Annotated in this window: 24 protein-coding genes; 7 read left to right on the forward strand and 17 right to left on the reverse strand. The window is 42.8% G+C overall.

The genetic code is table 11. The features are described 5' to 3' along the window. Window positions 1–32: 32 nt before the first annotated feature. Complete coding sequence (locus tag SM12261_RS08790) at window positions 33–602, forward strand: MptD family putative ECF transporter S component (RefSeq protein ID WP_000748405.1); 570 nt, start codon at window positions 33–35, stop codon at window positions 600–602. A 29-nt stretch (window positions 603–631) separates the two neighbouring features. On the opposite strand, the gene SM12261_RS08795 is transcribed toward SM12261_RS08790, so the two are convergent. The 11 genes from SM12261_RS08795 to SM12261_RS08845 all read right to left on the reverse strand — a co-directional run bounded on the left by SM12261_RS08795 (window position 632) and on the right by SM12261_RS08845 (window position 9,472). Continuing rightward, window positions 632–1,324, reverse strand: a complete 693-nt coding sequence (locus SM12261_RS08795) for a methionine ABC transporter permease (RefSeq protein WP_000444650.1) — start codon at window positions 1,322–1,324, stop codon at window positions 632–634. A 1-nt stretch (window position 1,325) separates the two neighbouring features. After that, window positions 1,326–2,387, reverse strand: coding sequence for a methionine ABC transporter ATP-binding protein (locus SM12261_RS08800; RefSeq protein ID WP_000085675.1), 1,062 nt, complete (start codon window positions 2,385–2,387; stop codon window positions 1,326–1,328). Then, the gene (locus SM12261_RS08805; protein WP_000231813.1) at window positions 2,380–3,753 is read right to left on the reverse strand and encodes a M20 family metallopeptidase; all 1,374 of its coding nucleotides are present in this window, start codon (window positions 3,751–3,753) and stop codon (window positions 2,380–2,382) included. The genes SM12261_RS08800 and SM12261_RS08805 overlap by 8 nt, the downstream gene beginning before the upstream one ends. A 96-nt stretch (window positions 3,754–3,849) precedes the next feature. Further along, on the reverse strand, window positions 3,850–4,704 hold the full coding sequence (locus SM12261_RS08810) for a MetQ/NlpA family ABC transporter substrate-binding protein (RefSeq protein WP_000694524.1): 855 nt from the start codon (window positions 4,702–4,704) through the stop codon (window positions 3,850–3,852). 153 nt (window positions 4,705–4,857) lie between these two features. After that, window positions 4,858–5,688: an amino acid ABC transporter substrate-binding protein gene (locus SM12261_RS08815; protein ID WP_000724955.1), complete on the reverse strand. Its 831-nt coding sequence runs from the start codon at window positions 5,686–5,688 to the stop codon at window positions 4,858–4,860. Window positions 5,689–5,791: 103 nt separating this feature from the next. Then, entirely contained in the window at window positions 5,792–6,115 is a 324-nt protein-coding gene (locus SM12261_RS08820) for an AzlD domain-containing protein (RefSeq protein ID WP_000253935.1), read from the reverse strand. Next, entirely contained in the window at window positions 6,105–6,800 is a 696-nt protein-coding gene (locus SM12261_RS08825; protein WP_000659730.1) for an AzlC family ABC transporter permease, read from the reverse strand. Before SM12261_RS08825 ends, SM12261_RS08820 begins: the two co-directional genes overlap by 11 nt. A gap of 234 nt (window positions 6,801–7,034) precedes the next feature. After that, the gene (gene tsaD, locus SM12261_RS08830) at window positions 7,035–8,045 is read right to left on the reverse strand and encodes a tRNA (adenosine(37)-N6)-threonylcarbamoyltransferase complex transferase subunit TsaD (protein ID WP_000655020.1); all 1,011 of its coding nucleotides are present in this window, start codon (window positions 8,043–8,045) and stop codon (window positions 7,035–7,037) included. Continuing rightward, a complete protein-coding gene (rimI, locus tag SM12261_RS08835; RefSeq protein ID WP_000569837.1) occupies window positions 8,035–8,472 on the reverse strand; it encodes a ribosomal protein S18-alanine N-acetyltransferase in 438 nt (145 codons plus the stop codon). The genes tsaD and rimI overlap by 11 nt, the downstream gene beginning before the upstream one ends. After that, window positions 8,469–9,152, reverse strand: coding sequence for a tRNA (adenosine(37)-N6)-threonylcarbamoyltransferase complex dimerization subunit type 1 TsaB (gene tsaB / locus SM12261_RS08840; protein ID WP_000865703.1), 684 nt, complete (start codon window positions 9,150–9,152; stop codon window positions 8,469–8,471). Before tsaB ends, rimI begins: the two co-directional genes overlap by 4 nt. 104 nt (window positions 9,153–9,256) lie before the next feature. Beyond that, on the reverse strand, window positions 9,257–9,472 hold the full coding sequence (locus tag SM12261_RS08845; protein ID WP_000282475.1) for a hypothetical protein: 216 nt from the start codon (window positions 9,470–9,472) through the stop codon (window positions 9,257–9,259). Between the two features lie 279 nt (window positions 9,473–9,751). Here SM12261_RS08845 and SM12261_RS08850 point away from each other — a divergent pair, with 279 nt between their 5' ends. Together SM12261_RS08850 and rnjA are read left to right on the forward strand one after the other, a co-directional pair. Next, window positions 9,752–9,985, forward strand: coding sequence for a DNA-dependent RNA polymerase subunit epsilon (locus tag SM12261_RS08850; protein WP_000639571.1), 234 nt, complete (start codon window positions 9,752–9,754; stop codon window positions 9,983–9,985). 1 nt (window position 9,986) lies between these two features. Beyond that, window positions 9,987–11,666: a ribonuclease J1 gene (gene rnjA, locus SM12261_RS08855; RefSeq protein ID WP_000331986.1), complete on the forward strand. Its 1,680-nt coding sequence runs from the start codon at window positions 9,987–9,989 to the stop codon at window positions 11,664–11,666. Window positions 11,667–11,703: 37 nt separating this feature from the next. Here the strand turns inward: rnjA and mnmG are convergent, their stop codons facing one another. The 4 genes from mnmG to mnmA form a co-directional block, all read right to left on the reverse strand. Next, complete coding sequence (mnmG, locus tag SM12261_RS08860) at window positions 11,704–13,617, reverse strand: tRNA uridine-5-carboxymethylaminomethyl(34) synthesis enzyme MnmG (protein ID WP_000221903.1); 1,914 nt, start codon at window positions 13,615–13,617, stop codon at window positions 11,704–11,706. After that, window positions 13,607–14,035, reverse strand: coding sequence for an NUDIX hydrolase (locus SM12261_RS08865; RefSeq protein WP_000239792.1), 429 nt, complete (start codon window positions 14,033–14,035; stop codon window positions 13,607–13,609). Before SM12261_RS08865 ends, mnmG begins: the two co-directional genes overlap by 11 nt. A gap of 11 nt (window positions 14,036–14,046) precedes the next feature. After that, on the reverse strand, window positions 14,047–14,502 hold the full coding sequence (locus SM12261_RS08870; protein WP_025169747.1) for an NUDIX hydrolase: 456 nt from the start codon (window positions 14,500–14,502) through the stop codon (window positions 14,047–14,049). 139 nt (window positions 14,503–14,641) lie between these two features. Then, window positions 14,642–15,763: a tRNA 2-thiouridine(34) synthase MnmA gene (mnmA, locus tag SM12261_RS08875; protein WP_001293905.1), complete on the reverse strand. Its 1,122-nt coding sequence runs from the start codon at window positions 15,761–15,763 to the stop codon at window positions 14,642–14,644. Window positions 15,764–16,065: 302 nt separating this feature from the next. Between mnmA and SM12261_RS08880 the strand changes: the two genes are divergently transcribed. Beyond that, window positions 16,066–16,938: a hypothetical protein gene (locus SM12261_RS08880; RefSeq protein WP_000800788.1), complete on the forward strand. Its 873-nt coding sequence runs from the start codon at window positions 16,066–16,068 to the stop codon at window positions 16,936–16,938. 185 nt (window positions 16,939–17,123) lie between these two features. Here SM12261_RS08880 and SM12261_RS08885 read toward each other — a convergent pair whose 3' ends face one another. Beyond that, window positions 17,124–17,711: a hypothetical protein gene (locus tag SM12261_RS08885; RefSeq protein WP_001108796.1), complete on the reverse strand. Its 588-nt coding sequence runs from the start codon at window positions 17,709–17,711 to the stop codon at window positions 17,124–17,126. Window positions 17,712–18,033: 322 nt separating this feature from the next. Between SM12261_RS08885 and SM12261_RS08890 the strand changes: the two genes are divergently transcribed. Beyond that, window positions 18,034–18,897, forward strand: coding sequence for a helix-turn-helix domain-containing protein (locus SM12261_RS08890; protein ID WP_001268143.1), 864 nt, complete (start codon window positions 18,034–18,036; stop codon window positions 18,895–18,897). 50 nt (window positions 18,898–18,947) lie between these two features. On the opposite strand, the gene apf is transcribed toward SM12261_RS08890, so the two are convergent. After that, complete coding sequence (gene apf, locus SM12261_RS08895; RefSeq protein WP_000843469.1) at window positions 18,948–19,598, reverse strand: aggregation-promoting factor; 651 nt, start codon at window positions 19,596–19,598, stop codon at window positions 18,948–18,950. A 239-nt stretch (window positions 19,599–19,837) separates the two neighbouring features. Between apf and sdaAB the strand changes: the two genes are divergently transcribed. Next, window positions 19,838–20,509: an L-serine ammonia-lyase, iron-sulfur-dependent subunit beta gene (gene sdaAB, locus SM12261_RS08900; protein WP_000838912.1), complete on the forward strand. Its 672-nt coding sequence runs from the start codon at window positions 19,838–19,840 to the stop codon at window positions 20,507–20,509. Between the two features lie 8 nt (window positions 20,510–20,517). Then, window positions 20,518–21,390: an L-serine ammonia-lyase, iron-sulfur-dependent, subunit alpha gene (sdaAA, locus tag SM12261_RS08905; RefSeq protein WP_000500041.1), complete on the forward strand. Its 873-nt coding sequence runs from the start codon at window positions 20,518–20,520 to the stop codon at window positions 21,388–21,390. Window positions 21,391–21,394: the final 4 nt, after the last annotated feature.

The raw sequence follows: 21,394 nt of genomic DNA on the forward strand, positions 1-21,394 counted from the left end.
AGAATTGTGAAAAAATTATCAGGAGACAATTCATGAAGAAATCTATCTTAACTACACTGCTTTTTGCAGTTCTTTACTTCCTCTCCATGGGGATTGGTGTCCTTTTGGGCAATCTCTTTGATCAAACTGGAAACATGTTTTATGCGCCTGCTTTTACTGCCCTTGTCGGCGGTGGCGTCTATATGATTCTAATCGCAAAAGTTCCACGTTTTGGAGCCATTACCACTATCGGCCTTGTCATTGCTCTCTTTTTCTTGGGAACTAAACACGGTGCCGGTGCCTTCCTTCCTGGAATTATCTGTGGCCTGCTAGCAGATGCAGTAGCTAGCCTCGGAAAATACAAGGACCAAACAAAGAACTTTCTTTCTTTTATTATTTTTGCCTTCAGCTCAACTGGCCCAATCTTACTTATGTGGATTGCGCCCAAAACCTATATGGCAACCCTTCTAGCAAGAGGAAAATCACAAGAATATATCGACCGTATCATGGTTGCTCCAAACCCTGGAACCGTCCTTCTATTTATCGCAAGTATTATCATCGGAGCCCTAGTGGGTGCCTTGATTGGACAAGCCTTGAGTAAAAAATTGGCACAGAAAATCTGATTACTAAAAAAGAGCCAGACGGCTCTTTTTTATTTATGGCTCAATTTCTTGGTCAAGAAGTCTCCCAAGAATTGGATTGCAAAGATAATCAAAATGATAATAATGGTTGCCAAGATAGTTACATCGTGATTGTAGCGGTTAAATCCATAAGCAATGGCTACGTTACCGATACCACCAGCTCCAACCGCACCAGCCATAGCTGTTTCTCCAACAAGAGAAATCAAGGTCACAGTCGTCACACGGATCAAATCTGGCAGACCTTCGGATAGGTAAACACCTACGATATCCCAGAAGGTCGCTCCACTCGCTTGAGCCGCCTCAATGACACCACCATCTAGCTCAGCCAAGACAACCTGCACCTGACGAGCAAAGAAGGCAAAGACTGCAAAAGATAGCGGTACGATAGCCGCATTTGGACCAATGCTTGTTCCTACGATTAGATGAGAGAAGGGTGACAAGACTGCCAAGAGAATGATAAATGGAACCGCACGGAAAATAGAAGTGATTTTATCCAAAATCCAGAAAACGACTTTATTTTCCAAGACACCACCTGGCGCTGTCAAGACAAGGAAGAGACCTACAACTAGCCCCAAGAACCCTCCGATGATGAAGGAAAGAACTGTCATATAGAGTGTTAGGTAGATGGCTGTTCCCCAACCTGCCTGACCAGCCCAGCCCATCTTATAGACATTTGGCAAATAGGTTTGAATCAATGATTCCATCTTACTGTCCTCCCTTCAATACTTTTAGTTGTACGCCTGCTTGACGAATGGCATCTTGAGCACCTGCCAACGCTGCTTTTTCACCAGACAGTACCACAACCAATTCTCCAACAGGAGTACCATCGAGGATTTCAATATTTCCATAGAGGATATTAGCCGTTACTTGATAATGCTTGTACAATTCATTCAAAAGTGGCTCGTCTGTTGAAGCACCTGCATACTTGAGTTGCACTAAAAGACTGTTTTCAGACAAATGTTGTACGATTTCTTGCTTCTCAATTTTGACCATAGCTTCATCAATTCCTGTGGCTGTTGAGATAAAGTCTTGAGTCAAAGGCTGTTTAGGATCTGAGAAGATTTCAAGGACGCTGCCCTCTTCAATCAAATGCCCATCCTGCATGACTGCCACACGATTGGCAATGTCTTTGACAATCTGCATTTCATGCGTAATCAAGACAACCGTCAAGCCTAATTTTTGGTTCAAATCTTGCAACAAGGCCAAAATCTGCTTGGTTGTCTTAGGGTCAAGGGCAGAAGTTGACTCGTCTGAAATCAAGATTTTTGGATCATTGGCCAAGGCACGCGCAATGGCTACACGCTGTTTTTGCCCTCCAGATAGTTGTGAAGGGTAGTTTTCAGCACGGTCTGCCAAGCCAACCAAGTCCAACAACTTGGCTACTTTAGCCTTCTTTTCTTCCTTGCTGAGTCCAGAGTGTTTAAGGGCAAAGGCTACATTCTCCTCTGCTGTCTTTTGGCTCATCAGGTTAAAATGCTGGAAAATCATTCCAATATCTTGACGTTTACGACGCAACTGCTCGGCCGTCAAGGTCACCTTGCCATCAAAAATCACATCGTCATCAATGGTAATTTTCCCTGCAGATGGCTTTTGCAAGAGATTAATCACCCGTACAAGGGTTGATTTCCCTGCTCCAGAATATCCAACGATTCCGTAGATATCCCCTTCTTGGATGTGAATGGTCACATCCTTGACCGCTGTGATGGTTCTCTTCTTTTGGTGAAAAGTCACATCGATCTGATCTAACTTGATAATATCTCTACTCATAGCTTCTAATCAGCTCCTCTACTAATTCAATATGGGTGTAATAATCGGCGATTCGCACATTTTCATCCCCACCGTGGTCTCGACTATTAGCATTTCCTAGACCGAAGGCCACCATTGGTACCTCTAGGGCATCAAAAACCGTATGCATAGGCCCTGTCCCCGCTGTTGTCGGCAAGACTGAAACGCCCTGTGGATAGAATTTCTTGGCCAACTCGATTACATTGAGAATGGCTGGCGCGCTCATATCGCTTCGATAGCTCATCTCTCCCAAGGTATAGTATAATTCTACCTTATCAAAGCCATTTTTGTCTAGCTGTTTCCGAATTTTTCCCAGAACATCATGCGGTTCTAGACCAGGAACCAAACGAACCTCTAGCTTAGCACTAGCTTCTGCTGGCAAAATCGTTTTAACCCCTTGTCCTTGATAACCTGACTGAATCCCTTCTATATTAAGGGCTGGCTCGAAAAAGAAACGTTTTAGAAAGGCTGCACGGTCCTCTTGTAAGAGAGGCAATTCCAAACCATAAATCTGGCTGATTTCCCCTGGATTTCGTTGGGCGTAAGTGTCCACCAAGGCCAATTCCCGTTCATTTGGCTCTTGTACTTCTTCGTACAAACCTTCAACCAAGATACGACCATCTGTGGCACGAAGAGACTGTAAGGCTTGAAGGAGGTACCAGGGAGCTGATTCCACAACCCCACCATAACTAGAATGGATATCCACATCAGCGCTTTTCACCTTGGCATCAAAGGTCACAATCCCCTTATTTCCACCAGAAATTTCTAGCTGTTCCAAGGCATTTTTGGTCCCTTGTTCCCAGACCAACAAATCCGCCCCACGGAGTTTATCCGCATACTTTTCCAGATACTTATCTAGGTCTGTCGAAGCCGATTCCTCCGCTCCCTCCATGATAAAACTGATATTGACAGGCAAATCATCATGGTGCTGCATGTATTTTCTCAAAGCACTCAAACGAGCCGTGATATGGCCCTTGTCATCGTCAACTCCACGCCCATACATGAAGCCATTGCGGACCGAAAGCGTAAAAGGATCCTCTGTCCAGACCTGATCCCCATCCGCTGGAACAGTGTCATAGTGGTTATAGAAAATCAAGGTCTTAGCATCTGGGCGCGAACTCTTGAAATGCGCCATGACAAAGGGAGCCGTATAAGTCTCATCAATCTCCACTTCAGCCCCAACACGTTTGAAAATCTCGCCCAGATAATTTGCGACTTCCTTAAGTCCGACCTGCTGGGCAAAGACCGATTTCTTAGAAATCAAGGTACGCAAAACCTCAAAATAATGCTGGGCCACATGATCCTTTTCAAATTTTTCAATCTGTTCTTGTTCGCTAGGAAAAACCATATTCTCTCTACCTTTCTATGAGCTACTCTTCCTGACAATCCATGCTTTATACAAAAGCAAGAGGTGGAATTTTCTCTCCCACCTCCCTGTTTCTTATTACCAAACTGGTTGATCCAAACCGTCTGATGTTTCTTCGATAACTTTTTTCACTTCATCTGTATGGTAAGCTGCAACAACTTTCTTGATAGCATCAGCCTTAGGTGATGTTTCCCAATCTTTTTTCGCAACGATGATGTTGTACCATTGTTTTGAATTTTCATCAGCTTGTTCTTTGAAAAGTGCTTTCTTGTAGTCCAATTTTGCTTCTGTAACGAAGGTATTGTTTACAACAGCAGCGTCAACTGATGACAATGAACGAGCTGTTTGGCTAGCATCCAATTCAGTGATTTTCAAGTTCTTTGGATTTTCTTTGATATTAGCAACTGTTGCAAGGGCAGTTCCTGAAACATCCAATTTAATCAAACCAGCCGATTGAAGCAAGTAAAGCGCACGGCTTTCGTTTGTAGCATCGTTCGGTACAGCGATTTCTCCGTTTGCTGGGATGTCTTCTACTTTAGTGTACTTGTTGTCACTTCCATTCAAACCTGAGTAAAGGCGGATTGGAGAGATGTAAGTATCTGCAATCGCTACAAGGTCTTTCCCGTTTTCTTTGTTCCAGTTGTTCAAGAAGTTGTAGTGTTGGAAAGCGTTCAAATCTACTTCGCCATCAGCAGTTGCCTTGTTTGGTTGTGAGTAGTCTGTGAACTCTGTAAATTCCAAAGTAATGCCGTCTTTTTTAACCAATTCTTGGATTTTGTCCCAACGTTTTTCTTCAGAACCGCTACGGTTAACAGTTGCAATTTTGATAGTTGTTGCATTGTCTGCTTTCTTTTCTGAGTTTCCGCAAGCTGCAAGAGCCAAACCTGCGACTGTAGCAAGGGCTGCTACACCAAGCCATTTTTTGATTTTCATGATTCTATCTCCTTTAAAAATAATACCGTACTAGTATCTCACAATTTGTTTGATTTCACAAATTGTTATTAGATAGTCAGATATATAGTTTAAAACTATATCCCTAAAAACTGAGAAATCACCCATCTACTCAGAATGGATGATTTCAAGAAATTATTTAATATCAGCTTCTGCTGGTAGATAAGTGCCTCCGAAGAATTGTTTAGACAATTTTTCAAGAGTTCCATCTTTGTAGAGTTCTTGGATGCGTTTGTCCACAAACGTTTTCAACTCATCTTGACCTTTAGCAAGAAGTGGGTAAACGTAAGGTTGCTGGTCGCTTGGAAGTTCGATAACTTTCAAGTTGTCCAAACCTTGATCCTTGATCACTGTTTCAACACCGATCTTATCAAAAATCTTGTAGTCAAATCGACCATCACTCAAACGTACCATGATTTGTTGGAAGTCCCCTTTAACGTAGTTAAGGACAGTTGGGTTATCTGAGTGTTGTTTGTTGTAGTCTTCTAGCTGTTTAGCAGATGTTGTCCCTTGAACAACTTCTGTTGATTTTCCACCGATATCATCAAACGATTTGATGCTAGAGTCATCTTTTTTCACTACAAGAACGTTAGGGTTTTTAGCAGTTGGAGCTGCATAAAGGTATTTTTCAGCACGTTCTTTAGTGTAGCTGATGTTGCTAACAGCCATTTGGTAACGATCAGCATCAAGTCCTGCAAAGACACCTGACCACTCTGTCTTCTCAAACTTGACATCATACTTGTCAGAGTCTTTAAAGATAGCGCGAACCACTTCAATCTCGTAACCAGTCAATTCGCCATTTTCTTCATAGTTGAATGGTTTTGGTGTAGCATTGGTTACAACGATAATTTCTTTCTTGCTAGCTGCTTCTCCTTCTTTCTTAGCACCACCTGAGCAAGCTGCTAACACACCTGCAGCAACAAGCCCTAGGGCAGCAAGAGATGAGTATTTAACGATTTTTTTCATTTCATTTCCTCCAAAATAGAATACCTTATAATCTTAACAGAAAAAAAACATTTACGCCATTATATGATATCTATCTCTGTGATAGGTTTTCTTTATGGCTGATTTAAAAGACCAAACGCAAGAGTGCAATTAAGACCACTCCAAAGAGAACTGTTCCGACTAGATTGCGATAACGAAAGGCTACCCAAGCTGTTGGAAAGACTGCTAAGAAATCCAGCCATTTGATTTGAGGAAGGCTCCCAACCTTACCTGTTACTACGCTTGAAAGAATCAAGGCAAAGATAATAGAAACGGGCAAGAACTTCAAAAAACGCTCAACGATTGCAGGCAAACCCTTATACTTGACCAAGATGAAGGGAATCATACGGGGAATCCAGGTCACCAAGCCAGAGAAAATAACTGCTAATAAAAGATACTTACTGACCATCTAATACCACCCCCATTGTACAACCAAGTAGCGTCGCAAACAGAACAGCTAGTGACTGAGACACCACTGTTAAGAGTAAAAAGAAGGACACCGCAACAACTGCTAGGATAATGAGCAGATTGCGGACAGGAATCCGTCTTTGCATAATCTGGAATTGCGAAGCAAAAATTCCGATGAACATCCCAACCAAGGCAAAATCTAATCCAAAGATTTCTGGATTTGGTAGCAGGCCACCCAGAGCCGTTCCGACAACTGTTCCCACAAACCAAGCCACATAGCTGTTGAGATTGTTTCCGTGCATCCACATAGGATTGACCTTGTCTGTATGGGCTAACTCGCCCATCAAAACACCATAAGTCTCATCTGTCAAGAGGCTAGACATACCGATATTTTGCCAGAGACTGGTATGACGGAAATAGGTTGATGCGTGCAAGCTCAACAAAAAGAGACGCAAATTGATCAAAAAGACCGTCATAGCAATAGCTGCCACAGGAGCTTGAACCGCAATCAAGGCCAACATGGCAAACTGGGCGCTCCCAGCATAAACAAAGAGGCTCATCAAGCCCATCTCCACAGGTGTCACATAAGGCGCACCAATAATCCCACAGGCCAGCCCGATACTGATATAACCAAGGGCCGTTGGCATGGCTGCCTGCGCCCCCTCCCAAAATCCTTTTTCTTTCATCTTTCTCCTCGTATTGTCTTAATAATACTCAATGAAAATCAAAGAGCAAACTAGGAAGCTAGCCGCAGGTTGCTCAAAACATTGTTTTGAGGTTGCAGATAGAAGCTGACACGGTTTGAAGAGATTTTCGAAGAGTATAAGTAGGCTGAAAAGGCTCCAGCCACAGCATGGACTATTATAACACATTCAGGAAAGAGAAAAAAGTCTGCTGATTGTAATCAGACAGACTCCATTTTATTCCATAGTATCAAAGGCAAGACTTGGTTTGGCATTGAGGTCCAAGTTTGCAAAATTTTCTTTGTTCCACTCGCTGACGCTGGCATAGGCAATCATTCCTGCATTGTCTCCACAAAGACGCAGTGGTGGGATGATGACCTTGACATCTGTGATTTCGGCCGCTAGGCGTTCTCTGAGACCTTTATTGGCTGCCACGCCACCTGCCACAACCAGGGTTTTAACAGGGTATTTTCCCAAGGCCTTCTTGGTTTTTGCCATAAGAATATCCAAGACAGCTGCTTGAAAGGAAGCACACAAATCCTCTGTGGACAAGCTTTCTCCCTTTTGCTCGGCATTGTGGTGAAGATTGATAAAGGCCGATTTCAAACCTGAGAATGAAAACTCCAGATTATCTTCCTTAATCATGGCACGAGGGAAATCATAAATATCCTGTCCCTGATGAGCTAGCTCGTCAATCTCACGACCAGCAGGATAGGTCAAACCCATGACACGGCCAACCTTATCATAGGCCTCACCAACCGCGTCATCTCGCGTTTCCCCAACAATCTTGTAGTCACCAGCCTCCGAAACATAAACCAACTCTGTGTGCCCACCGCTAACCAAGAGGGCTAGCAAGGGAAACTCCAAAGGCTCCACACTCTGAGCGGCCATGAGGTGGCCAGCCATGTGGTTAACGGGAATCAGCGGAAGCCCATGTGCCCAAGCAAAAGCCTTGGCAGCTGACAAACCAACTAGTAAGGCTCCGACCAAGCCCGGTCCATAGGTAACCGCCACAGCTGTTACGTCCTCTTCGGTAATTCCTGCTTCTGCTAGAGCCTCCTCGATACAGGCTGTAATGACCTCGACATGGTGACGACTAGCTACTTCTGGCACTACGCCCCCAAAACGTTTGTGGCTCTCGATTTGACTAGCAATGACATTGGACAAGAGCTGGTCGTCTTTTTTTAAGACAGCGACACTGGTCTCATCACAGGATGTCTCAAATGCTAAAATATATCTATCCTTCATCTATTTCTCTCTTCATGATGATGGCGTCCTCGACTGGGTCATGGTAGTAGGCCTTTCGCTCAGCGATGACTGCCATCTTTTCTTTCTTGTAAAATGCTTGCGCTCTTTGATTTGACTTTCTAACTTCGAGAAAAATCTCCTTGTCTGTCGGCAATTGAGCAAACAAGGTCGAGGCAATCCCCTGACCCTGATAGGCTCCTTTAACAGCGATTTGCAGGACTTCTGCCTCAAAGATATTTTCCTGCACAGCTAGAAAGCCAATCACTTCTGCCCCATCATAAGCCAGAGCATACCAAGTCTGGTCTTGGGACAGGTCTGCTTGGATTTGTTCCAGAGTCCAAGGACTGACTGGGTAAACAGTTACCATGACAGCGTAGATGGCTTGAGCCAAGTCAGGCTGTTGTTGGATTCGTTTGATTTCTATCATAGGCGTTTAATGTAAGACTCGCCAGACTCGGTGTGATTCTTGAGCCAGTTTTCCTCAGCCTCAACACGTTTGAGGTAGTTCGGCACAAAATCATGCAAGGAGTCTGCTTCCTTGTCCCAAGCCAAAAGAGCAAGATTAGCTGCATTTGGCAGGGTTTCTTTGTAATTAGTCCTTGGCAAGTGTTCTTGAATCTGCTCCACAAAGGGGGCAACTTCTCCGACAAAGGTAACCTGACTAGCCCCCTTGATTAACTCAATCACTCGCTCAAAGGGTAAGTGCGCTTCTGGCATGACAGACTTAGCATTTTCATAAAATCCTGCATAAACATTGTTGCGACGCGCATCCATCAAAGGAACGAACAAACCTTCTTGTTGGTAGGGCACCAAAGCCAAGAGGCTAGACATACCAACCAACTCAATGTTCAGAGTATGAGCAAGTGTCTTAGCAGTTGCTACCGCAATTCGCAAACCTGTGTAGCTACCTGGCCCTTCCGCCACCACGATTCGGTCCAAATCCTTGGGCGTCCAATCCAAACTTGCCATCAAAAAATCAATGGCTGGCATGAGGGTAATACTGTGATTTTTCTTGATATTAATCGTCGTCTCGGCAAGAACCTGCTTGTCCTCTAAAATAGCGAGAGAAAGAGCCTTGCTGGACGTATCAAAAGCTAATACTTTCATAACACATTCCTATCTTTTTGTCTGCTTACTATTATACTACAAAAGCTGGCACATGGGAATTTTCTTTATCCCCAAACAAAAATGCCCCAGCATGAGCAGGGCATCTAAGCATTTAATCCAAAGTAAAATACAAACCAAACGACATAGGTTACAAGGAGGAGAAAAAGCGAGTAGAGAGTCACAAAGGTAATCTTCCACAAGAACTTGGTTTGTCGTTGTTCCAGTTTGGCAAATAGAAGATTCCCCGCATAAACGCAAGCAACAAAAACAATAAAAGCTACCAAGCGAGCTCCGATAGCAAAAGCAAATAAGTTATACATAGGGCAACCTCCTTGACTTAAAATCTATATGGAATTATGACAAACAATAAAACTCATTTCCATTATCAAAATAACATATTTTCTTTATTTTTGCAAACGTTTACTAAAGAAATCGTCCTGTGACTTTCTCGTTTCCGTCTTTTACTAATTTTTCATTTTGTGGTATAATTGAAATAATTGTAACGAATCAAGGTCAATCTAGACACAAAATGGAATGAAATTAAGCAAATTTATGCTAAAAGTTTGGAATAAGCTGACCTGTAAATAGAAAGGAACTATATGATTTACAAAGTTTTTTATCAAGAAACAAAAGAACGTAGCCCACGCCGTGAAACAACACGCGCACTATACCTAGACATCGATGCTAACTCAGAACTTGAGGGCCGTATCGCTGCTCGCCAACTTGTCGAAGAAAATCGCCCAGAGTACAATATCGAGTATATCGAACTCTTGTCTGACAAATTGCTAGATTACGAAAAAGAAACTGGCGCCTTCGAAATTACGGAGTTCTAATATGGCCTACACTCTTAAACCTGAAGAAGTCGGCGTTTTTGCCATCGGTGGTCTGGGAGAAATCGGGAAAAACACTTACGGGATTGAATACCAAGACGAGATTATCATCGTCGATGCTGGGATTAAATTCCCAGAAGATGACTTGCTGGGTATCGACTATGTCATTCCTGACTACTCATACATCGTGGACAATATCGACCGCGTCAAGGCTGTCTTAATCACACACGGACACGAAGACCACATCGGTGGGATTCCATTCCTGCTCAAACAAGCAAATGTCCCTATCTATGCTGGACCGCTTGCCTTAGCTTTAATCCGTGGGAAACTCGAAGAACACGGCCTCTTACGCAACGCCAAACTTTACGAAATCAACCATAATACTGAGTTGACCTTTAAAAATCTCAAGGCAACTTTCTTTAGAACGACTCACTCTATTCCAGAGCCTTTGGGAATTGTCATTCATACTCCTCAAGGAAAAATCGTCTGTACGGGTGACTTTAAGTTCGACTTCACTCCAGTTGGAGAACCTGCGGACTTGCACCGTATGGCTGCCCTTGGTGAAGAAGGTGTTCTCTGTCTCCTGTCTGACTCAACAAATGCAGAAGTGCCAACCTTTACCAACTCTGAAAAAGTCGTTGGCCAGTCCATCATGAAGATTATCCAAGGCATTGAAGGACGTATTATCTTTGCATCCTTTGCTTCAAATATCTTCCGTCTCCAACAAGCAACAGAAGCTGCTGTTAAGACTGGACGTAAGATTGCGGTCTTTGGTCGTTCTATGGAAAAGGCCATTGTCAACGGAATCGAGCTTGGCTACATCAAAGCTCCTAAGGGAACCTTTATCGAGCCAAATGAAATCAAAGACTACCCTGCAGGCGAGGTTCTGATTCTCTGTACAGGTAGTCAGGGTGAACCGATGGCGGCCCTCTCTCGTATCGCCAACGGAACCCACCGTCAGGTGCAACTCCAACCCGGCGATACCGTTATCTTCTCTTCTAGTCCAATCCCTGGAAACACTACTAGCGTCAACAAGCTGATTAACATCATTTCAGAAGCTGGTGTCGAAGTTATCCACGGTAAGGTTAACAATATCCATACATCTGGACACGGTGGCCAGCAAGAGCAAAAACTCATGCTCCGCTTGATTAAGCCAAAATACTTCATGCCTGTCCACGGTGAATACCGCATGCAAAAAGTCCACGCTGGACTAGCGGTGGATACTGGTGTTGAGAAGGACAATATCTTTATCATGAGCAATGGTGATGTGCTTGCTCTTACTGCTGACTCAGCTCGTATAGCAGGTCATTTCAACGCCCAAGACATCTATGTAGATGGAAATCGTATCGGTGAAATCGGTGCTGCTGTCCTCAAAGATCGTCGCGATCTATCTGAAGACGGTGTCGTTCTGGCAGTCGCAACTGTTGACTTCAAATCGCAGATGATTCTGTCTGGTCCAGACATCCTCAGCCGAGGCTTTGTCTACATGAGAGAGTCTGGCGACTTGATTCGCCAAAGCCAGCGTATCCTCTTCAATGCCATTCGTATCGCACTGAAAAACAAGGATGCTAGCGTGCAATCAGTCAATGGTGCCATTGTCAACGCTATTCGCCCCTTCCTTTATGAAAATACAGAACGTGAACCGATCATCATCCCTATGATCCTCACACCAGATGAAGAATAAAGCAAGAAAACAGCCCCGTCTTCGGAGCTGTTTTTTTCTATGCTTTCTTTTCTTGATTTTTAGAAATACTACGATTTTTACCTTCCAGATACACCATCAAAATAGAAATGTCTGCTGGGTTTACTCCCGAGATACGGCTGGCTTGGCCGATGGTTTCTGGATTGATAAGTTTGAACTTCTGACGGGCTTCGGTTGCGATAGAATCAATGTCATCCCAGTCGATATTGGCTGGAATGCGCTTTTCTTCCATGCGTTTCATCTTGGCAACCTGGTCCATGGCTTTGGAAATATAGCCTTCGTACTTGATTTCTGTTTCAATCAATTCGATAATCTTGTCATCCAAGTCCTCTGCTGCTGGTCCGATGAAGGCCACCACATCTTGGTAAGACACTTCTGGACGGCGAAGGAATTCCTTGGCTGTCACTGCATCGGTCAACGGCTTGAATCCCATCTCCTCAACCTTAGCATTGGTTTCCTTGACTGGCTTGAGTTTGATACTGTCTAGGCGCTTCATCTCATTGTCAAATTGATTTTTCTTGATTTCAAAACGAGCCCAACGTTCATCATCCACAAGCCCAATCTCACGTCCCATCTCAGTCAAACGCATATCAGCATTGTCATGACGAAGAATGAGACGGTACTCGGCACGACTAGTCAAAAGGCGATAAGGCTCAATGGTTCCTTTGGTCACCAAGTCATCAATCATGACCCCGATATAACCGTCACTGCGCTTCAAAATCAATTCAGGCTTGCCTTGGATTTTCAGAGCCGCATTAATACCCGCGATAATCCCTTGGCCAGCAGCTTCTTCATAACCTGACGTTCCATTTGTCTGACCAGCAGTGAAAAGACCTGAGATTTTCTTGGTTTCCAGAGTTGCACGCAACTGATGAGGCAAGACCATATCATACTCAATGGCATAACCTGTCCGCATCATCTCTGCATTTTCCAAACCTTTGATGGAATGAACCAAGTCACGCTGGACATCCTCAGGCAGACTGGTTGAAAGTCCTTGAACATAGACTTCCTCTGTATTGCGCCCTTCTGGCTCAAGGAAGAGCTGGTGACGTTCCTTGTCCGCAAAGCGTACAATCTTGTCCTCAATCGACGGACAGTAACGAGGTCCCACTCCCTTGACCACACCTGTAAACATAGGCGCACGGTGGAGGTTGTTTTGAATAATCTCATGACTGGTACCATTGGTATAGGTCAACCAGCATGGCACCTGATCTTTGACATAATCCTCATCACGTGAAGTATATGAGAAATGATTAGGCGCTTCGTCTCCTGGCTGAATCTCTGTCACATCGTAGTTGATTGAAGAAGCCTTGACACGTGGAGGGGTTCCTGTCTTGAACCGACCGATTTCTAGGCCCAATTCCTTGAGATTATCAGCAAGGTTAATAGAAGCTAGGCTGTGGTTAGGACCTGATGAGTACTTGAGATCTCCGATGATAATTTCCCCACGGAGGGCGGTCCCTGTCGTCACGATAACAGCCTTGGCAGCATACTCTTGATGGGTCGCTGTACGAACACCGACAACTTTGCCGTCTTCAACCAAAATCTCATCAATCATAGTCTGACGAAGGGTCAGATTTTCTTGATTTTCAACCGTCTTGCGCATTTCCTTAGAGTAAAGCTCCTTGTCAGCCTGCGCACGGAGGGCACGGACAGCTGGCCCCTTCCCTGTGTTGAGCATCTTCATCTGGATGTAAGTCTTGTCAATGGTTTTGGCCATCTCGCCACCGAGGGCATCAACTTCACGCACAACAATCCCTTTGGCAGAACCACCGATAGAGGGATTGCAAGGCATGAAAGCCAGCATTTCAATGTTGATAGTCGCAAGCAAAACCTTACAACCCATACGGCTAGCAGCTAAGGAAGCCTCGACCCCAGCGTGTCCCGCACCAATTACAATAATATCGTATTCTTCTGTAAAATTATATGTCATTTCTTAACCTTTCAAAAATTTCTCGTAAATAAGGAACTAACTTCTCCTCCTCTAGAGCTTGAGCCATAGTAACCCATTTAAAGTGCGTATGCTCTTCAGGATCTAATCTGATAATTGGCTTCTCCCCAACCCACTCTGCTTTATAAACTAATCGAGTAAAGACAGTATCCTTAGAAGTATCCAGTTGACTATCTTCGTGAAGAAGTTTGAGCAAACTGCTATCTAGCCTAACTCCCGCTTCTTCAATACATTCTCTAAGAGCTCCATCTCGCGGAAGTTCACCCTTTTCAACCCCGCCACCAGGAATATCCCAGTAAGTTGGATAAACATTGGGTTGTCCTCTTTTAATTTCCGAACGCTGAATGAGCAAATAATCATCTCCACTATGAACAAGTACATGGGCAATAAGCTTAACCATCCTTTTCTCTCCTATTTCTCAAGATGAATGTGTCTTAGTTGGCCGTCCCAAGTTGGTAGGGCTGTTTTTAAAAAGGCTGGAACTAGCTGGATATTCTGGAGTTCATCCAAGTCAATCCACTCACAAGGCTGCATTTTTTCGTCTTCCTGCATGGTCAATGGGGCATCCTCAAGCAAGTTCACCAGATAATGAAACTCGATGTTGTGATAGGAAACACCGTCTTGTTCAAAACGATTTTCAACCACAAAAGCTAGCTGCCCAGCTTGAGCTTTAACACCCAGTTCTTCCCTCACTTCACGGACTACTGCGTCTTCCGTACTTTCATTGACTTGGATGGCACCGCCAATAGTGTAATACTTGCCCTTATCTTTGGTGACTAGAAGCTTGCTATTTTGGAGAATCAAGGCTGTCGCCCGAACACCAAAAACTGTATTTCCTACTTTTATCCTAAAGTCTTGCTGAGTCATTTTTTCCTTTCCCTTAAACGACACAAAAACAGTCAAAACTCCAAAGAAGTGCAGGACAAAAAAGCCTGCAACATCCATGAGCTTTGACCATCATTTCTATTGCTTTTATTATTGTAGCAAATTGAGAAAATTTGTCAATCTAAATGTACTGACAAACTTGTCCATCGCGGTAGGCATTGTCAATCAAACCACCACCTAGACACTCTTCCCCGTCGTAAAAGACAACTGCCTGACCTGGTGTGATGGCGCGTTGCGGTTCTGCAAAGATAACCTCTGCCTTGTCTCCTTTGACATGGACGGTCACCTTAGAATCAGGCTGACGGTAGCGGAATTTAGCCGTACATTCGAGCGTAAACTCCTCTGGCATGTCACGAGTAAAGTGAACTTGACTAGCCTCAAGGCTGGTTGACATGAGCGAATCATGGTAGAAACCTTGTCCGACATAGAGAATATTCTTGCTTAGATCTTTTCCGACAACGAACCACGGCGCGTTGTCACCACCGTGTTGACCACCGATACCGAGACCTCCACGCTGACCGATTGTATAATACATAAGTCCTGCATGCTCGCCCATATCGCGACTATCTACAGTCATCATGCGACCAGGCTGAGCTGGCAGGTAGTTGCTGAGGAAATTTTTAAAGTTCTTTTCTCCAATAAAGCAAATCCCTGTTGAGTCTTTCTTCTTAGCAGTCGCAAGGCCTGCTTCTTCTGCTAGTTTTCGAACTTCAGGCTTTTCCAAATGTCCTAGTGGGAACATGGTTTTTTGGAGTTGTTCTTGCGACAGTTGGCTGAGGAAATAGGTCTGATCCTTGCCATTATCCACACCGCGAAGCATGTGAACAGTGCCATCCTCATCACGCGCCACTCGGGCATAATGCCCAGTCGCTACATAGTCTGCCCCCAAGGTCATGGCATAGTCCAAAAAGGCCTTGAACTTGATTTCCTTGTTGCACATAACATCTGGATTTGGCGTGCGTCCTGCACGGTATTCCGCTAGGAAATACTCAAAAACGCTGTCCCAGTACTCTTTTTCAAAATTGACAGAGTAGTAAGGAATGCCGATCTGGTCTGCTACCGCAGCCACATCCTTGTAATCTTCGGTCGCCGTACAGACGCCGTTTTCATCTGTGTCGTCCCAGTTCTTCATGAAGATACCGATCACATCGTAGCCCTGCTCCTTGAGAAGAAGAGCTGTCACCGACGAATCAACACCACCACTCATCCCTACGACAACACGTGTTTTAGAGTTCTCACTCATGGTAAGTCTCCCATCTATTCGTTTATTCACGATTGAAGGTCGTGTGTGCTTAACGATTGAAGGTCGCTTGAGCAGTATTCATTATAACATGCTTGGTTGGAGAAGACAAGAAAGAGGATGTCAATCGACCAACCTCTTTGTAAATACATATATAATTGTTTAAAAAGAGGGTAATTTATAGCTTAATCCCTCTACTGCTTATTATCTTATTTATAAAATAAACTAAAAATGATATACTATATTGAGGAGGAATACGTACATGATCCCTTAAAGATACTACCATCCATGTACGTAGAACGATTGTGAAAAACTACAAAGATATTCTAAAATCAAAAAATACCATTTTTACTATTATCATTGTCGCAAGTATTGGACTTTTAATTGGTCTAGTCATTCACCAAGAAAACATCTTAACAGAAAGAGGCAATATTGCTTTCTTCAAACGGCAAAAAAATGAACAAGATGTCGAACAAGTAAAAAAAGCCATCAAAGATTTTAATATCGATTCTGAAACAATTATAGAAGATTGGAAAAGAATTCAAGAATTGAAGCCAAACACTGACGAAGGCAAGCAAACATTAGCAGACTTTCTTACTACTACGTCCGATAAAATCACCAATCATTATAGCGAAAAAGCTTTAAAAATGGATATAAAGGAATCCGATAGTCAGTTTGAAGATAAACAAACACTTGAAACAGCCATCACTTCCTTACAAAAAATACTAGAAATCATTAAAAGTGTTAACTCCACAAGCGAACAAGCCACTATTGATGAAAAAATAAAACCCATCCAAGAACTAATTTCTAAATTCCAAAAGCAAGTTGAAGTCTTGACCAAAAAAGAAGGACAAAAGACTGACAAAAAAGAAACAGGAACGACTAGTAGCGAGGGGGAAAGAGAAACCTATTCTTCAGGAGGAGGGAGCTACACTCCAACCTATACTGAGTCAAATGGGAGCAGATACAGTTCACAAGCGCCTGCAAGCGAACCACCTTCATCTAATAGTGCTGGCAGCAGCGGAAATGATGTGGCAAGTACACAAAATCAAGCAGCTAATACTTCAGAAGCTCAAGCAGAAACTAATACCAATAGTAACAATGCTGAAGTTCCCACAATAAACAGTGATGATCTCGCTAGTTTAGGTGGCGGAGTTACATCATTCGGTCAGCAGTAAGCAATCGGCTATCACTAATTTAATTGTCTTTTATCGAACAAAGTATATAAAAGTCTAACAAAAACTAACTTCTAAATAAAACCACACAGTCATTCCAATATTGAACATAATCAAATTGAAAGGGATACTGTGTGGTTTTTGAATTGTTGAACATTCAGAGATTCCATTTTTGGGGCAATTGTCTATCAAAATGTCCTTTTATCTGTCAATAATCCTAAAAAATCTTGTCGTTTCAAGTCGGAGAAATGTTTGGCGGAAAGACTTCCCTTTTGAAGTCCATCATCTCTGACCTGCAAATAATAGCTATGTTGGCTTGTTTTAATCGTCAAAAAGTCTCCAAATACAAAAGCTCTTTTCCAGTTGCGAATCTCAAATTCTTTTATCTCTGATTTGGGAATACGGATAAGTCCTTGTCGCAAATCACGATGATGCTCACTTGTGAAAGTCATCCCATTTCCAAGATTTCTTATCAGCAGTTCATCTGGAGTTACCATCACCAGCGCTATTTTAGTTAAGAAAATTTCAACTGTTGGTGGTAAAATCGCCAAATCAAACCAAGGATGTAGGTAGCGATAGGCTAAGAAATAATGAGGCTCCTCACCCAATCCTAGTTGTTTATACAAGGTCTTGACTTCACTATCTAACCTCGCTTCAAAAGACACATCCGAATGCTCTTCTTCCTTCCTCTGATTAACATAACGCATCCAGACTAGGAAACCTATAAAGACTAGGACAAATATTCCTGATAAAAGATATTTTAAATTGTAGTTCATCGCTTAACCTCCTGATTCACACCTCTGCCTAAAACAGAAGCCTATTTATTTTGAAAATAGGTCCATCATAACTTTAAATAAGACGGGTGTCATTAAAATTAGGATAATTCCTATCACAAATATCATGACTACTCGAAAAAGTTCCTTATTTTTAAACATTTTTCCACCCCTTTTCTAGCTACATCATAGTACTCATTAACCCCATATTAAAATTACACCAAACTTATTTTAGCTTTCTTTTTTACTTTTTATATTACTATGATACAATATTTTTAATAGGATTTTATTGTTTGTTAACTTTTTTCACTAAAAGGAGAAAATCATGCGTTATGATTTTGGAAAGGTCTATAAAGAAATACGTGAGTCAAAAGGATTAACCCAAGAAGAGGTCTGCGGAGATGTCCTATCAAGAACCAGCCTATCAAAGATTGAAAGTGGTAAGGCAACTCCTAAATATGAAAATATGGATTTTCTTCTTCGGCAAATGAATATGAGTTTTGAAGAATTTGACTACATCTGCCATCTCTATCAGCCGAGCCAACGGACAGAAATCATGCAAACTTATCTCAATATGAATTCCATCATTGGTGGCAGTGGTCTAGTTCATTTTTTTGAAACATGCCAAAACTATCTCAAGACCCATCACGACCTGCCTATAGAAGAAATCAGGGATATGCTGGAAGTTGTCATTCATATTCGCCAACATGGTACAGAGCAACTGTCAGACCAAGTGAAACAGACTATCAAAAAACTTTGGGAAAAAATTGAAAAACAAGATACATGGTATGAAAGCGACCTAAAAATCCTCAATACCATCCTTTTCAACTTTCCCATTGAACACCTCCATCTCATCACTGAAAAAATCTTGCAACGCTTAGAAGACTATAAAAACTATCAACATTTATATGACTTGCGAATGACAATCCTACTCAACATTTCCACCATTTACTTATACCATCAAGACAAAAACATGTGTCAACAAATCTGCTATACTTTACTAGAGGATGCCAAGAATAAGAAAAGCTACGATATGCTTGCTATCTGCTATGTCCGTATTGGGATTTGTAGGGATGATGCCAAACTTATCCAAAAAGGATTCTCCCTTCTAGAGCTGACCGATGAAACTTCCATTCTAGCCTTTCTCAAAAAAGAAGTGGAGATCTATTATCAACCGAAAGAAATATAAAAAGTCGAGGGATTTCCTCGACTTTTTCAAATTATTCTGTTCGTTATTTCTTAATACCAGCCGTTGTTAAGCCAGAAGTTTTTAGCAGCTGACCATGAACCGTAACGTCCTGCAACGTAAGCATCTGCTACACGTTCTTGGTTTTCAGCTGAGTAGTCACCGTTCAAGTATGAATCTGTCAATTGGTAACGTCCAATGTATTGGCCGTTTGTAGCTGTATAGCTACCACCTGATTCTTTTTGTGCAATCCATTCTTTAGCTTCTGCTTCAGATCCACTTACAGTTGCAGCTGGTGCTGAAGTTTCTGCTGCAGCAACAGTTTCTTCTGCTACAGGAGCGCTTGCAGCTGGTGCTGCTTCTTCTACTACTTCTGTAGTTTCTGCTACTGGAGCTGAAACAGTTTCATCTTGAGCTGCTGGTGCCGCATAAGTAGCTGGCGCTGGTGTTGCAGCAGGCGCTACAGGGCCATCGATAACCAACTCTTGACCAACATAAATCAAATGAACGTTGTCGATGTGGTTGTTTTCTGCCAATTTCTCAACAGTTGTGTTGTGAGTTTCAGCGATTTCTGAAAGTGTATCACCTTCTTTAACAGTGTAAGTTGATGATTCTTGAGCAGATACAAATGATGGAGCAAATACTGCAAACAAGGCAGCTACTCCTGCAAGAGTTGTTTTAATCTTTTTAGTTGTTGATTTCATATTTGAAAATTCTCCTTCTTTCTATAGTTCTATCATACCCTTTAAATATTACCGTTTCTTGACACTTTTATGTAGAAATATTACAAAATTATTTTTTATTTCTCTAAATAAGCCATTTTTTGTTACAAAAGATGCTTTTTTATGCTATTTGTAGTGTAAAAAGGTTTTCATCCACAATTAAAGCCAAGACCTTCATTCTTTGATATAATAGAGATAAGAATTTTTATAAGGGGAAACTGATGAAATCACTTCGTTTTCAATCTGTCTTTGATATCATCGGACCAGTTATGATTGGCCCATCTAGTAGCCATACAGCTGGTGCTGTTCGTATTGGGAAGATTGTCTCTTCCATTTTTGATGATACTCCGACAGAAGTCGAATTCCAACTATTTAACTCATTTGCCAAGACCTATCGTGGTCACGGAACAGACCTAGCCCTTGTTGCAGGTATTTTGGGCATGGATACAGATGATCCTGAAATCCCAAACAGCCTGGAAATTGCCCACAAGCGTGGCATCAAGATTGTCTGGACCATTCAGAAAGACAGCAATGCCCCTCACCCAAACACCACTAAAATTACCGTCAAAAATGCTCATAAGACCATTAGCGTGACTGGTATTTCTATCGGGGGAGGAAATATTCAGGTAACTGAACTCAATGGCTTTGCCGTCTCTCTCAATATGAATACACCGACTATCATCATTGTTCATCAAGATATTCCAGGTATGATTGCCCTCGTAACAGAGGCCCTTTCCCGCTATGGTATCAATATCGCTCAGATGAATGTTACTCGTGAAAAAGCTGGTGAAAAAGCTATTATGATTATCGAAGTTGACAGTCGCAACTGTGATGAGGCCATCGAAGAAATTCGAAAAATCCCTCATCTCCACAATGTCAATTTCTTTAAATAGGAGGAAGCATGTTTTATTCTATCAAAGAATTGGTCGAGCAAGCAGATCTGGACTTTCAAGGAAATGTCGCAGAACTCATGATTACAACAGAGTTTGAATTGACCGGTCGCGAACGTGAAGAAGTCTTCCTTCTCATGGAACGCAATCTAGAAGTCATGAAAGCCTCTGTCCAACTTGGCCTCAATGAAAATAAATCTCGTAGTGGCCTGACAGGTGGAGATGCTGCCAAATTGGATCACTACATCAAAAACGGAAAAACTCTGTCAGATTACACGATTCTCTCTGCTGCCCGAAATGCCATTGCAGTCAATGAACACAATGCCAAAATGGGCTTGGTTTGTGCCACTCCGACCGCAGGAAGTGCTGGCTGTCTGCCTTCCGTTCTAACAGCTGCTATTGAAAAATTAGACCTCAGCCACGAGCAACAGCTGGATTTCCTCTTTGCTGCCGGTGCCTTTGGACTAGTCATCGCAAACAATGCCTCTATCTCAGGTGCTGAAGGTGGCTGTCAGGCCGAGGTTGGTTCGGCCTCTGCTATGAGTGCTGCAGCCTTGACTCTAGCTGCCGGTGGAACACCTTATCAGGCCAGTCAAGCCATTGCCTTTGTCATTAAAAATATGCTAGGCCTCATCTGTGACCCTGTTGCCGGCTTGGTCGAAGTTCCCTGTGTCAAACGCAATGCCATGGGAGCTAGCTTTGCCTTCATCGCAGCAGACATGGCCCTGGCAGGTATCGAATCTAAAATCCCTGTGGATGAAGTTATCGATGCCATGTACCAAGTAGGAGCAAGCATGCCAACTGCCTTTCGTGAAACAGCTGAAGGTGGACTCGCTGCCACCCCTACTGGTCGTCGCCTCCAAAAAGAAATTTTCGGAGAATAAGCTT

This window comes from Streptococcus mitis NCTC 12261 (assembly GCF_000148585.2).
Classification (GTDB): Bacteria; Bacillota; Bacilli; order Lactobacillales; family Streptococcaceae; genus Streptococcus; species Streptococcus mitis.